This is a genomic window from Flavobacterium sp. JLP, from assembly GCF_015350755.1.
Lineage (GTDB): Bacteria > Bacteroidota > Bacteroidia > Flavobacteriales > Flavobacteriaceae > Flavobacterium.
Map to the genome: position 1 here is coordinate 116,175 of NZ_JADKPS010000009.1, position 14,832 is coordinate 131,006.

The 14,832-nt window shown below is 34.6% G+C and carries 7 protein-coding genes; 1 reads left to right on the forward strand and 6 read right to left on the reverse strand.

The annotated features are described in order from the left end of the window. Positions 1-230 precede the first annotated feature (230 nt). Positions 231-2,348: a thioredoxin domain-containing protein gene (locus IRZ83_RS18550; protein ID WP_194570649.1), complete on the reverse strand. Its 2,118-nt coding sequence runs from the start codon at positions 2,346-2,348 to the stop codon at positions 231-233. A 254-nt stretch (positions 2,349-2,602) separates the two neighbouring features. Here IRZ83_RS18550 and IRZ83_RS18555 point away from each other — a divergent pair, with 254 nt between their 5' ends. Then, positions 2,603-4,105: an MFS transporter gene (locus tag IRZ83_RS18555; protein ID WP_194570650.1), complete on the forward strand. Its 1,503-nt coding sequence runs from the start codon at positions 2,603-2,605 to the stop codon at positions 4,103-4,105. 124 nt (positions 4,106-4,229) lie between these two features. Here the strand turns inward: IRZ83_RS18555 and IRZ83_RS18560 are convergent, their stop codons facing one another. The 5 genes from IRZ83_RS18560 to IRZ83_RS18580 form a co-directional block, all read right to left on the reverse strand. Further along, positions 4,230-6,395 carry a beta-glucosidase family protein gene (locus IRZ83_RS18560; protein WP_194570651.1) on the reverse strand — a complete coding sequence of 722 codons (2,166 nt, stop codon included), beginning with the start codon at positions 6,393-6,395 and terminating at the stop codon, positions 4,230-4,232. Between the two features lie 253 nt (positions 6,396-6,648). Beyond that, positions 6,649-8,205 (reverse strand): phosphatase PAP2 family protein, encoded by a 1,557-nt coding sequence (locus IRZ83_RS18565; RefSeq protein ID WP_194570652.1) that lies wholly within the window; start codon positions 8,203-8,205, stop codon positions 6,649-6,651. Position 8,206: 1 nt separating this feature from the next. Continuing rightward, entirely contained in the window at positions 8,207-9,118 is a 912-nt protein-coding gene (locus IRZ83_RS18570) for a hypothetical protein (protein WP_194570653.1), read from the reverse strand. Between the two features lie 138 nt (positions 9,119-9,256). Beyond that, a complete protein-coding gene (locus tag IRZ83_RS18575) occupies positions 9,257-12,550 on the reverse strand; it encodes a VCBS repeat-containing protein (protein ID WP_194570654.1) in 3,294 nt (1,097 codons plus the stop codon). Between the two features lie 27 nt (positions 12,551-12,577). Beyond that, positions 12,578-14,785 carry an FG-GAP-like repeat-containing protein gene (locus IRZ83_RS18580; protein ID WP_194570655.1) on the reverse strand — a complete coding sequence of 736 codons (2,208 nt, stop codon included), beginning with the start codon at positions 14,783-14,785 and terminating at the stop codon, positions 12,578-12,580. Between the last annotated feature and the right edge of the window lie 47 nt (positions 14,786-14,832).

Consider the following 14,832-nt stretch of genomic DNA (forward strand, 5'->3'; position numbering starts at 1 on the left):
TAAAGGACTTACTGCATTTTCTATGAATAACTCGCAAAAGTTAAATCAAGAAACTTATTATCAATTAGTTGCAAATAATTACAATAAAAAATCTTACGCAATTACCATACAAAATGATTAAAACAATGAGGTGCCGTATAGAATAAAAAGATAATTTCGAATGATAATCGAAAAAAAAAGATTCTGCTAAAATTAAATTTATAAAAGACTTTTTAGTTTTAGGCATTCGTTCACTGCAAACCATTCTTTATTTTAGCCACTACCACATTTATGTCTTTTTCAGGCATTTTGCAGGCTTTGTTCACGCAGACATAAATGTAAGTTTGATTCTCGACAAAACGATTTTCTAAAATAGCAAGTTGACTTTCTTTAGTTGCTCCGGCAATAAGAATATTGGGCAAATAATAGCTTTGAAGTTGACTCGTTTTAATTAGAGCGTCTTTTCCGGAAATGGCAACTTCAAAATAATTGTCGGTATAATTCAGCATTAAATTTAGCCAATTATAATATTCGGTCGGTGCTTGTAAGGCATCTGCTTTAATATTATTCAGCATCTGTTTTGCAGTTTTGCTATAAGTATCATTAGAATAATAATGTCCTAATAAAAATAGATTATTCGCCAGAATCGAATTAGAACCTGAAATTACATTATCCTGAATTTCCATTTTTTTGGTTATTAAATCTGCTGAAGCGTTAGATGTAAAATAAAACAGGCTCGACTTTTTATCCAAAAAATGAGTTATCGTATAATCCGTTAATTGTTTCGCTTTATTGAGCCATTTTTCATCAAGTGTAATTTGATACACCTCAATAAAGGCATCTATCACCGTTGCATAATCTTCTGAAAAACCAGCGATACTGCTTTTACCTTCTTTATAACTATGGTATAAACTTCCGTCTTTCTGGAGTTGATTATTCAAAATAAAATTGGCATTTTTTAAGGCAACTTCTTTATAATGCGGATTTTTAAATGCACAATAAGCATTAACATAAGCCTTTATCATTAAAGCATTCCATGAGGTTAAGGTTTTATCGTCTAAATGAGGTTTTGCTCTTTTGTTTCTGGCTGTTAAAAGTATTTGCTTCCAATTTTTTACTTTAGAATCCAGTTCTGTAACCGTCATTTTGTTTTTGATTGCAAAGTCTTTATCAGATTGTGTTCTAAATAAAACATAATTGCCATTTTCCCATAAACCCTTTTCATTTATGTTGAAATATTCCTGAAAAAGTAGAAAATCAGATTTTAAAAGTGCCTGCAACTCCTCTTTTTTCCAAACATAATAAGCGCCTTCTTCTAGTTTATTTGATTTGTTTTTACTGTCTGCATCTAAAGACGAATAAAAAGCACCATTGGAAGCCATCAGTTCTTTTTCTATAAAATTCAATGTTTCAATCACTGTTTTTTTATACAAATCATCTTTTGTTATCAAATACGCATCAGTATACAAACTCACTAATTGTGCATTGTCGTAAAGCATTTTTTCAAAATGAGGAATATGCCATTTTGAATCTACCGAATATCTGCAAAAACCTCCTCCAATTGGATCGTAAATTCCGCCATTAGCCATTTTTACAAGTGTTGTATTTACATAGGCTTGCGTTGCTTTGTCATTATTTTGAATACTGTAACGAAGGAGGAAACTCAATGATCCTGGCATTGGAAATTTGGTATCGCTAACTAAGCCGCCTTCTTTATAGTCTAATTCTTTTTGCCATAATTTGACGGCTTCAGAAAGTTCTGAATTTTTAAAATCAGGCTGACTATTATTAGCTGTGATTAATTGTGATTTCTGAATACCTGCCACTAATTTATCTGCATATTCACTGGCTTTCTCTGGATTTTTTTTATACAAATCAGAAAGTTCTGTTAAGGCTTTTGTCCATTCTTCTTTGGTAAAATAAGTCCCTCCAAAAATAGGGCGTCCATCAGGAAGTGCAATACAATTTAGCGGCCATCCGCCTTTACCTGTCATTAGCTGAACGGCATTCATATAAATTTGGTCAATATCGGGACGCTCTTCCCTATCCACTTTTATACTGATAAAATTGTCATTCATCAATTTAGCTACTGCATCATTTTCAAAACTTTCTTCTTCCATAACATGACACCAGTGACAAGCAGAATATCCTACAGAAATAATAATAAGTTTATTCTCTGCTTTTGCTTTGTCCAATGTTTCCTGATTCCATGCTTTCCAATCAACAGGATTGTGCGCATGCTGCAAAAGATACGGACTTGTTTCATTAATTAAATCATTGGTATATTTGTGATATTCTTCAATATTCTGTTTTTTATTGCAACCAATAAAAAAGCAGGAAACGATCAATAAAAGATATAGAATACGCATATATGAAATGAAAAAAGTATGAATAATGATGTTGATTTTCAGTTGTTTTTAAAATCAAAAGCTAAAATAGCAATTTAAATTTAATAGATTTGCTATAACCAAAGAATGCTTCAAATCTGCTATTAAAGGCTTCAAAATTGACAATCTTATTTCAACTTTCAAGCTATTTTTACATTTAACATTTTATAAAAATGAAATGAAAACGAAGTACTATTTCAATGATATATCGCTCTAAAATATTTTTTAATCAACACATGGGGATAAGCAGAAAAAAGTCAACCACTACATTCATAAGCAATACATCGCAAAAGCTTTCTGTACTGGAAAAAATAGGTTACGGTTTAGGAGATTTTGCGGCGAACTTGATTTTTCAGACCTTACTTACCTTTTTAGCTTTCTTTTATACTGATGTCTATAAAATTCCTGCCGGAACCGCCAGTATTATTATTTTTATTGGAGGCTTTGTCGGCGCTTTTTTTAATATTATTATGGGCATTATAGCTGACCGTACCCACACGCGCTGGGGAAAATTCAGGCCTTGGATATTATGGACTGCTGTACCTTTTGGAATTGGTGCTGTTCTTTCTTTTTTGACTCCTAATTTTGGTGAAAACGGTAAGATAATTTACACCTTGCTGACTTATTTTTTTCTTGTTATAATCTATTCAGCAAATAATTTACCCTATGTTGCTTTAAGTGGTGTTTTAACAGGAGATATGAAAGAAAGAAATAGTCTTTCATCCTATCGTTTTGTTGCTGTAATGATTGCGCAATTTATAATTCAGTCGCTCCTATTGCCATTAGTTTTAATTTTTGGACATGGTGATAAAGCCGTTGGTTTTAAAAATACCATGATTCTATTTGCAGTTATAGGAATTATTTGTTTTCTAATTACTTTTTTTACCACCAAAGAAAGGATTATACCTGCAAGGCATCAAAAATCGTCAGTCAAACAGGATTTTGTCGATCTCACTAAAAATCGCCCGTGGCTGGTGATGTTACTGGTTACTATTTTGGTATTCATAACGTTGTCTTTAAAAGGTGGGATGTATGTTTTCTATTTCAAATATTATTTAGACCCTGTTGCGCAAACCGTATTTTTAAAAGATATTGGTTTTACGGCGTTTATTCATGATCTTAATAATTCATTAATAGCAATGGGATTAGTAGATTTTCAGTGGCCTGGAGATGTTCCTACATCTGCATTTAGTCTTTTTAATGCTGGCGGAATTCTTTTTATGATTTTAGGAATTTTATTTTCAAAATCGCTAGCAGACGCATTTGGCAAAAGAAATATTTACATTACTTTCATTTTTTTGTCCGCTGTAAGCTTATTGCTTTTTAATTTTTATAGCAGAACTGCTATTGCAATGGTTTTTCTGACGCAATTAGTTCATGGTTTTATTTACGGAGTAACAATTCCGTTATTATGGGCTATGATTGCTGATGTAGCCGATTACAGTGAATGGAAGAACAATCGAAGAGCGACTGCAACTGTTTTTTCAGCCATGCTTGTTGGATTGAAAATAGGAATCAGTATTGGCGGAGCGTTGGGTGCAGCATTTTTATCTAAATACGGATATGTAGCAGAAGAAGTCAATCAGGTTCCGGCAGCTGTAGAAGGAATTAAATTGTGCGTAAGCATCTATCCTGGATTTATATTCATTATAAGCGCCGTTATGTTGTGCTTTTACGTTATAGATAGAAATATGGAAATTGCCATTGAAAAAGAACTAAAGGAAAGAAGAGAAAACTAAACTACCATCTTCTAAAATGAGTCATTAGGAATAATAAAAAAACAGTAATATAGAGCTCCCCACAAACTATATTACTGCCAAAAAAATATCTAAAAACTTTTTTTGAGTGTTTAATAAAAAATATTTATTGCACCATAATAGCTAAACTATTCACAATATTTTCGGATGATGTACCCGTATAAAGTACAAATTCGCCGGGTTCAACTTTCCAGTCGTTACTTTTCTCGTCGTAGAAAGCCAAATCTTTTACTTTCATTTTTAAAGCAACTGTTTTTTCTTCTCCTGGTTTAAGGAAAATTTTATCGAATGCTTTTAATTCTTTTTTAGGCCTTAAAACTGATGCCATAGTTTGACCAGCGTACAATTGAACTACTTCTGCACCATTCGTTTTTCCAGTATTTTTGATAGTAAACTTCACTATTATTTCATCATTCACACCGTATACTTTTTTGTCAGAAGCAACATTAGAGATATCAAAGGTTGTATAAGACAGACCGTAACCAAAAGGATGTTGAGGTTTAATACCTTTGGTATCAAACCAGCGATATCCTACCAGAATATCTTCCTCGTAATTTACTTTCAAATCATGTCCCGGATAAGCCCCTAAAGCATGCGCCGGCGATTGGCTTAAAGTAACTGGTATCGTAAATGGTAATTTTCCTGAAGGAAATTCTTTGCCGCTCAACACATCAACAACTGCGTTACCCGCTTCCATTCCACCATACCAGCCCCAAACTACTGCAGGTACGCGAGATTCAATACCTGCCAGTTCAAGTGGAGAACCTGCAATGATCACCACAATCGTTTTAGGATTGGCTTTCGCTACTTCCTGAATTAAAGTTTCTTGTCCATAAGGCAAACGCATATGCAATCTGTCAAATGATTCTGAATCAAAATCATGGTTCAAACCTGCAAAAATAATTGCTACATCTGATTTTTTGGCCTGAGCTACTGCTTCTTCAATTAATTTCCAATCTACCTTGTCGGTGTTTAATTGACCATCACTGCTTCTCTCCACAACATGAGATTGTTTCTCGTAACCTTGTGCAAAATTAATTTGAATAGACTTTCCGAATTTAGCAGTCATAGCCTGAAATGGTGTTATTTCATATAAAGCTTTTATTTCTGAACTAAATCCGCCGCCGCAATGTGTACGGGTTGCATTATCACCTATAATCGCTACAGATTTTATAGCATTCATATTCAATGGCAAAATTTGCTTTTCGTTTTTCAGTAAAACAACTGCTTCTACTGCCGAGCGATAAGCCGCTTGTTGGTGTTCTTTTGTATTTATAGAACCTGTAATTCGTGTTTTTGGATCTAAAACTTTCGTTTTAATCATCACTCTCAGAATATTAGCCACTTTTTCATCTACTAGGCTTTCTTTTATTCGTCCTTCTTGTACTGCGTTAATCAAAGGATCTGCGAAATACCAGTCGTTATAATTTTCCTTTTCGGTTCCCATTTCTAAATCCAAACCTGCCAGTGCTGCTTTTTCGGTACTGTGAACAGCATCCCAGTCCGACATATAAACTCCTCTAAATTTAAATTCATCCCGCAAAAGCGTTCGTCCCAAATAATCATTTTCAGTACAATAAGACCCTCTGAATTTATTATAGGCTCCCATAAATCCCAACACTCCGGCATCAACAACAGAAGATTTGAAACCCGGCAAATAAATTTCGCGTAAAGCCCGTTCACTCATGGTGACATCGACAACAAAACGATTTTGCTCCTGATTATTAGCTACAAAATGCTTTACACAAGCCGCAACATCCTGCGTTTGCAAAGCTTTAATATAATTAATAGAAAGCTGTGAAATAAGAAACGGATCTTCGCTCAAATATTCAAAATTTCGTCCGCAAAGTGGAGAGCGAATAATGTTGATTCCAGGACCAAGCAAAACATCTTTTTTGCGAAAACGTGCTTCTTCGCCTAAAACTATACCACGCTGTTTAGCTAGTTCTAAATTCCAGCTTGCAGCCATAGCGGTACCAGGAGGAAAACAGGTCGAAGCATCATCAGTTTGCCCTGCATATTGCCAATTATGACGATTCATTTCTGCTCTGACTCCATGCGGACCGTCAGACAAAGCCCATTCCGGAATTCCGAGATGCTTTACTTCTTCAGTATAAAATTTAGAATTGCCATGCAGCATACCGACTTTTTCCTTTAAAGTCATTTTTTTAATTAACTTTTGAATTCTTTTTTCTGTCGTAGCATTTGTTTGCGAAAAAGAACTTTGAAAAAATACGGAAAACAAAGCCGCAGCTATAAATTTTAATTTCATTTTATCTTTTTTAGAGAACCTTTTGGGTTCATTAAATAATTTAGATTGAATGTTAAATGGAAAATTCGCCTAATTAACAAGCTCCCAAAAATAGCCGAATACAAAATATACGAATCCTACAAATCGAGCATTTTATATAAGAAATGAAGCAGAATTGCATGAAAAAATACATGAGCATATTATCTCTACAAAAAATTATAGTAAACATATAATCAGACCTGAAAATTCCATTCATTGAAACTATTGCCAGCTATTAGTCAGCACCGTCTGTTGTTGCCCTAGCAACTGCAAAAGCTGCCACTTTTTTACCTAAATCTAATCCTTTTTCACAATCACTTCTATAATGAATAGCTCCGTACATTCTTGAGTTTGATGCTTCTAAAGCCATTGCCTCATATTCCGTTTTTTTAGATGGAATAAAATGTGATAAAACAGTACAAGCAGCTGCACTAAAAGTAGAATGACCAGAAACATATGCTGGAAAATTAGGAACTCCTGTGGTTGTTTTAATCGAAGGATCCATTTGACACGGACGTGGATTGAAATAAGTGTACTTTGCATCCCAGCAGCTAATTGCAGCATCCATCATTGCGACATTTAATAAGGCTAAATTTCTTGCCCATCGAATTTCGCTGTACGATTGTTCTACAAAAGCTTCACAGGCAATGGCGTTCCAATGTCCGGGAGGTGTGTAAGTATTTACTCCGTCAGCCCAAAAACTGACAATTTCTAAGTGCTCACGAGAATTGTCCTGGCTGTATCTTTTAATCTCGGCTAATTCTTTTGCAAATACTTCAGATTTTGTTGAAGGAGGTGCAGGCGGGCGATTGGCTACCACATCTGCTTCTGTCATCAAAAATGATTTTACTTTTCCAAATAATGGTAACATCGGCGGTCTGGCTGGTATCTCTAATGATTTCCAAGGAACTTCGCCTGTTGCTGCGGTTTGAGATTCTAATGCAGCCCAGATCGCCGGTGTTCCACCAGCAACTCCAGCCCCATCATTCGAAGCCCGAGTTATAAATTTTGCAGCAATTTTTCTGCCCAAACTAATTCCGGCATCAACATCTGAGCGAACATTAGCGCCGCTGATAATACGGTATAATTTTTCTTCCTCAGCTTTTTCATTTATGTAAGCAATTTCAGTTGGAAATAATAATTTTAAAAGCTCAACAGTAACCCCCGTCACGACTGCATCTTCTGATGGATATGACGGCAAAGTATTTTTAGGAATTAATACTTGGAGACTGGGATCAATAATATATGGTGCTGATCTGTTGTACTGCTTTTTATAATGCCAAGCAGCAATCAGCGCGTCGTATTGAGCGGCACTCACATAAGCATAAGCCCTCGCTGCATAAGGAGGATTGGAAAATGGAAATTGAGGATACGCAAATGGATTTGCCGCCGAAGGAGCCGGATAAGTTCCATCCTCATTTTGATAAGGCGGACGATTATGCCTTGCTACCAATGTTCGCATAATTTCATTCCAGCGCAGTACGCAGCCAGCGCTCCAAAATTCTATTATGCTTTTTTGTTGATTGGTAATATTGACCTGAAAACTTTTAATTTCGTTAATTTCTCTCGTGTAAGCAGGTGTATTTGTGGCAACAGGTACATCTATTGAAAATTCATCCGGTGCAGTTAAAAGATAAGGCTTCCAGGTATCAGCTTCTAGGTCTGTATTTTTAGGGTTCAATTGTGGAAACTGTTCATTTCGTTGCGCAATATCATCATCACAGGAATACATTAATAAAACTATTAGAAGTATAAAGCCTTTAAAGACGATTTTTTGAATATTATTTTTCATCTCACTTGTTTTTATTTTTAAAATTTATCAGGTAAAAAACTCCTCCATATAATGAGCTTGCTTCTCCTACATTTCTGCCTTCCGTTACTACATTATAACCACCTACAATAGCTAATTCAGGAAGTTTTTTTAAAGTATATTTTCCATTCAAGCCCAATTTAAAAGCATTCATTGTATTACTTGGGAAAGGCATGTTATTTTTTGTAATGTCAAAACCACCAGATTGTGTAACCGAATTGTCAATAATAGCCTCGGCAATTAATCTTGATGAGCGATATCCTAATCTTAAATTAATGTTTATAGCATCTGGCATATTTACTTTATTGGTGTAATGAATTTCATCTGCCAAATAAGAATTTCGATCAATTGTAATATTCGCTTTTTTAATATAAGCAGCAGATAAAGTAGTAAAGAAACGATGATACTGCACATCCCCCATTAATCGTAAAGTTCCTGTTTTGCTGCCAAGGCCAATGCTTAATGGTAAATAATCTGCCACATAATCTGAGGCAGGCATTGAATAGCTTCCTAATGCAAATAAGGAATAAGTAAGAGCTCCAAAAGTTTTTTTAATTGGCATGTATTTCAATGTCAAGGATAAATCCTGAATTCCTTTCTGTCCTTTCATAGTTCCCGCCGTAGCCTTAGTTTCAAGATAAGGAACAGTAAATAAAAAATTTAGCTTATCAAATATGCCATAATTACACATAAGTGCGGGACCTTGAGCAGATACTGTTCCTAAATTAAGATTCTCTCTTTTAAAAGTACCTTCCCAGTACTCATTCCAACTGCTATATTCGTATACCGCTCCAAAGCAAAAATTATTTTTGTTCATCATAAGGGCATCGATTTCGGTTTGTGCGTTGATCAAAAGAGGAATTAAGAAGAGACAACACAAGTATAATTTCCTCATTATTTATTTTTTTTGGTTAATTAGAACTATATAAGTCAATAAATTAGCTCAAAACCAGAACAAGTTAATGTCCTGATTTTAGCAATTAAGTTCAACACGTTTTATTTTTGAAGAGGTAAAACAATTCAAAACAAAAGCTTAATTTATTTTAACACTTTGCAAAAAAGAGTTATTCTTAGTAACCAAGAGGTACGTTTTTCCTTTTACCTTAATTTTTTCCATGTTTTTAACATCGCCGGGAGTAAAAAATCCGCTGTCAATTGCTGACACTGATCTGAATTTTCCGTGACCATCTCCTTTTAAAAATAATCCGTGACCGGCATCGTTTCGAGGCGTTTCAACTTCTGAATTATACATGTTACCCGTTACTAAAACATCAAGTTTACCATCTTTATCGTAATCGTCAACCATTATTTGATTGATGCAGGTAAGCTGTGCTTCAACTGGCAGTTCGTGAAGGATGAACTTCCCATTTTTATTTTCTAAATAAACACTGGCAAATGATTTTACTTTATAATGCAGCGCTTCTTTAAGTGATTTTTCAGTATAAACATCAACCAAAGTGGCTTCTGAAAAACTTTCGTAATCTTTGAATTTCTTTTTGATATTTGGAATTTGCTGAGACGAACAACCGCGACCGCGCACCGGATATTGTTTACCATCATTGTAGTAACTCAACACAATGTCTTTGTGTTTATTATTGTCGAAATCTTTTACATAAATATCAAAGGTTTCACTAGGAGTTGCTTTGTATTTGTAGTTTAAACCATTGTTTCCAACAATATAATCCATATCGCCATCATGATCAAAATCGCCTTGCTGAATGCTCCACCACCAACCTGTTGTATCATCATTAAGTCCCATGTTTTTGGTAACTTCTTTGAAACCCGATACAGTATTTTGAAAAATACGGATTGGCATCCATTCGCCAACAATAATAATATCAGCTAATTTGTCATTATTAAAATCGGTAATTACAGCACTTGTCGCCATTCCTAAATTGGTAAATTCTCTAGGTGATTTTTTAGAAACTTCAAATTTTGGCTGTGTTGGTGAACTTATATTGTGCAATAAATAAGTTGTTGCAGGAGAAGGATATTGCCCCGGAACCTGTCTTCCTAATACTAAAAGATCTTGTTTTCCATCTTTATCATAATCAATAGGATATACTTTTGAACCACTTGTCAGCATCGTTGGCAATACACTTTTTGGAGCTTTTGTAAAATCGCCTTTTCCGTTATTAAGATATAGTCTGTCTTGTAATTTTGGGTCGTTAACCAAAAATTCGTAACCACCGCTCACTACATACAAATCATTATCTCCATCATTATCAGCATCGAAAATAATGGCTCCTGTATCTTCACTGGCTTTATCGTCTTCAAGAGCCTGACTGTTTTTTTCTACAAAACCATTTTTAGTCTGCATAAATAATTTTCCTGAATAGGTTGCAGATCCTCCAATAAAATAGTCATCCAAACCATCTTTATTTAAATCACCCACAGCAATAGCAGGACCAAAAGTCGACATTTTATGAGGCAATAAAACTTGATCTTTAAAATCATCGTACTTATTTTCTTCGTGTTTATAAACAGGAAAAACGTTGTTTCCAGTCGCGAATAAATGCGTTTTTGGAGTTGCTTTTACAGCTGGTTCTTCTTTGGCATCTTGCTCCTTAAAGCTTAAAGTCTGATTTACTTTTACATTTGCTAATTTTTGCACTTTGCCGTTTGACCAGACTACTTTAACCTCATCGATCGTTTTGTCTTTCCCAACACCAAAATGCAATTCAGGCGCTACAGAAGATTGAAACCCTCTGGTTAGCGTTAGCTCCTGCATCTGGGTTCCTTTTTTCGTTTTTACATAAACACGGTTTCCTAAGCCAAAAGTGTTTTTAGTATTTCCTTTGAAGTTTACTTTGATGTAATTATTGCGTTTAGAACTTGAATTTTCAAAAACAGAAGCGTAATCGTCTATATTATTGACAACCAAATCTAAATCACCATCGTTATCTAAATCGACATAAGCAACGCCATTTGAAAAACCTTTATACTCAATTCCCCATTTTTTATTGGCTTGCTCAAAATTTAAATTTCCTTTGTTTTGAAACATAAAATTGTCAATTTTCTCAGAAGGAATTTCCTGAGATTTCTTAAGTAAATCTTTTGGTTTTAGATTAAGCGCTTCTAAACTATGAAAGAAATCATTGTTATTAATTTCTCTTCTTGTTCCGTTCGTTACAAACAAATCCTTATTTCCGTCATTATCAAAATCGGCAAATAAAGGTCCCCAGCTCCAATCTGTAGACGAAGTTCCGGTAATACGGGATACATTGCCAAAATGTGGAATACCGTTTTCATTAACTCCTGTATTTAACTGCATGCAATTGTGCATATATTGGTAGTTAAAACCAGCATCAACTACATCCCAAAAAAGTTTCGGATTCATGCTGGACATGTTTGCTTTCTTACGACGATTATCCTTAGCGTCCATATCAACCTGAAAAACATCTAAATTTCCATCGTTATTAAAGTCTGAAATATCCACACCCATTCCATAAAAAGAATTATGCGCCATTGCCTCTTTTACTACTTCCTTAAAAGTACCATCCTGATTGTTGATGTACATAAAATCTGGAGAGTTGAAATCATTAGACACATAGATATCAGGCCAGCTGTCATTATTTAAATCGCCAATTGTGGCGCTTAATGATAAACCATAGTTTTTTACACCGGCTTGTTCGGTAACATTGGCAAAATGATTTCCGTCATTTCTATATAAATGTCCCGATTCATTATCCTTTACATGAAGCATCATTTGTACATAATCGCCTGTTGCCGAATTGAATTTTGTTGGCGGATAATTCGCTACAAATAGATCTAAATCGCCATCTTTATCATAATCAAAAAAAGTTCCCTGAACACTGTTTCCTATATCATCAATGCCATATTCTTTGGCTTTTTCTGTAAAAGTCCCGTTATGATTATTTATATATAGTTCATTGTTTTTAGGTCCGAATTTCCCTCCTACACTACAATAAATATCCAAAAAACCATCACCGTTTACATCGGCCATTGTAACTCCGGTATACCAACGGCTATCACCGCCAACACCTGCTTTTTTTGTAATATCCTCAAATTTTAGTTTTCCTTTGTTCAGGTACAATTTATTGGATACCTGATTTCCTGTAAAGAAAATATCTACCAGTCCATCATTGTTAATGTCGCCGGTAGCAACTCCTCCACCCAAATAAATATAATTGTAGGTGAAGTAATTCAGGGAATCATTTTCTTTCAGATTATTGCTAAAATCAATTCCGGTGTCTGAACGGTCTAAAGTGGTAAAGATTTTCTCATCTGATTCTTTTGAACAACCAGCAAGCAATACCAAACCTACAAGGCTAAAAGAAATTACTATTGTTTTTATATTTTTCATATTATGGATTCTAATAAATTTATTTTTTTAAATACAAATCGGAGAATGTGCTTCGACGGTTGAAAAAAGGATTCTTTTAATATTTATTTTGGAGAAATTATCTTCGCCTTCAATAATTTTAATGTATTGATTTGGTTTTACATTTTTAAAGACTTTTTTCTTTTGGTCTTTCGGCCAGGTAATTTCGATTTGGTCTATCGTTGTTGCTTTTCCAATTCCGATTTCCATTCTTAAAGCCGACGCTCCAAAGCTGCCACCTGAGTTTAAGATCCTGTAAACAGATCGGGAAACTCCATTTTCTTTGAAAGTGACTTTTACTTTTGTTCCAATAGCAGAACGATTACTTTCTGTTCCTTCTAACTTCAATTTTATCCAACGGTTGTTGTTTTGACCCGAATTTAGGTATAAAGAATTACTGAAAGAATCCCCTAAATAAGCACCTCCGACTTCTATAAAAATATCGTTGTCTCCATCATTATCCAGATCATTAATAGCTACACCATGCCCTTTTTGCAAATTTCCTACTCTGCTGGAAACAGTGACGTCAGCAAATTTTCCATTGCCCATATTTCTAAATAATCTATTTGGTGCCAGTGATCTATAGTCGGGATTTCCTGTTCCGAGGTACATATCCAGAAAACCATCATTATCAATATCTCCGAAATTTGAACCCATAGCAAAGACAGTTTTGCTTAATCCAGATATTTCAGAAACATCAGAGAAAGTGCCATCATGATTGTTATGGTACAAATACATTTTACTGCTTTCATTTGGAATATTTAGGGCTTCCATTGCAATTTCTCCAGCAATAGAGCCATTATACTGATAACCACAAACAAATATATCCTGCCATCCATCGTTATCATAATCCCAAAACCAGGTTGGAAAAGTCATTACATTAATGCCCGCCAAGCCTGCCTGATCTGTAACATCTTTAAATTGCGGAATACCCTTTTTGAGTCCAGTATTTTTTAATAATGTTTTTCTTTTATTCATTCCGGAGAGGAACAAATCAATATCGCCATCATTATCATAATCAGCTGACGTTACACCTTTTATATAAGCAATAACATCACATTTTGCTGCTTTGGCAACATTGGTAAAGGTTCCGTCCTGATTATTTAAGTACAATTCTGAAGGATAGGATTCATTATCTGATGATTCATTTCCAATAAACAAATCGAGATAACCGTCATTATTAAAATCATTCCACGTACCGGCTTGGGTAGGGAATTCAGAATATAAACCACTCTTTAGGGTTACATCAGTAAAAGTTCCGTCTCCGTTGTTGCGTAACAGCGAGTTTGGTTGTCTTCCGTATTTACGCATCCACGCACCTCTCAAAACAAAAATATCAATATCGCCGTCATTGTCATAATCAGCTTGTATCATGTTTAATCCTCCTTTGAAACGGCCTATTTCTGAAACTTTAGAATAATCGAGATATTTTCCTTTTTTATCATTTTCATAATAATGCATCACGCCATCCAGACTCCAGTCAGAAGTTACAATATCCAGATAGTTATCGTTATTAAAATCATCAACAATAACTCCACCTGACATATTTCTGCCTATTATGCCTGCGTTTGCGGCTACATCCAGAAAAGGTTTTATGCTGTATCCTGAATCTTTATTCAGGTTAGGTATGAGCCATTGTTTGGGAACTTCTAAAGGGTAACCGCCGAGCGTCATATAAGCAATATTGAGAAGCCATCTTGATTCATAATCATTAGGGTCAATCGATAATAATTTCTTATAAATTTCAATTGCTTTTTGAGACCCCTGTCGTATCGTATGAATTCCATTTTTTTGGATAGGCATAGTACAGGATTCGGGATTATGATAATTCACACAATTTTGTTTTTCGCCTAATCTCATGTACGCAATGGCTAAAAATTTTAACGATTGAATATCTTCTTTTCCGTCTATTTTCTTCTTTCTATTTATGGCATTTTCTATAGTTGCTACAGACTCTGCCTCTTTTCCAAGTTTTAATAATGCATTTCCTTTATTTATTTCATTAAATAATTTAAAAAAACCTTCATCTGAACTTTTAATAATAGAGTCGTAATATGCTACTTCTGCTTTTGCTGCAAAAGGATTGTCTTTCACGTTATACATCTTATTTCTTGCTTCCAAAATCTTAACCATCTTGTCATTTGGATTCGAAAAATAATCACAGGACTGGGTTAAAATAAATAGGCTAAATAGCGATACTAACTGTTTGATTTTCATAATTAAGGCATTTGTAGATTAGACCAGTTTCTTTGATATTATGAAAT

What these genes read in the sequence shown, in the direction of transcription:
- IRZ83_RS18580 (WP_194570655.1), bottom strand. Translation starts at nt 14,785, where the DNA reads ATGAAAATCAAACAGTTAGTATCGCTATTTAGCCTATTTATTTTAACC.
- IRZ83_RS18560 (WP_194570651.1), bottom strand. Translation starts at nt 6,395, where the DNA reads ATGAAATTAAAATTTATAGCTGCGGCTTTGTTTTCCGTATTTTTTCAA.
- IRZ83_RS18550 (WP_194570649.1), bottom strand. Translation starts at nt 2,348, where the DNA reads ATGCGTATTCTATATCTTTTATTGATCGTTTCCTGCTTTTTTATTGGT.
- IRZ83_RS18570 (WP_194570653.1), bottom strand. Translation starts at nt 9,118, where the DNA reads ATGAGGAAATTATACTTGTGTTGTCTCTTCTTAATTCCTCTTTTGATC.
- IRZ83_RS18565 (WP_194570652.1), bottom strand. Translation starts at nt 8,205, where the DNA reads ATGAAAAATAATATTCAAAAAATCGTCTTTAAAGGCTTTATACTTCTA.
- IRZ83_RS18575 (WP_194570654.1), bottom strand. Translation starts at nt 12,550, where the DNA reads ATGAAAAATATAAAAACAATAGTAATTTCTTTTAGCCTTGTAGGTTTG.
- IRZ83_RS18555 (WP_194570650.1), top strand. Translation starts at nt 2,603, where the DNA reads ATGGGGATAAGCAGAAAAAAGTCAACCACTACATTCATAAGCAATACA.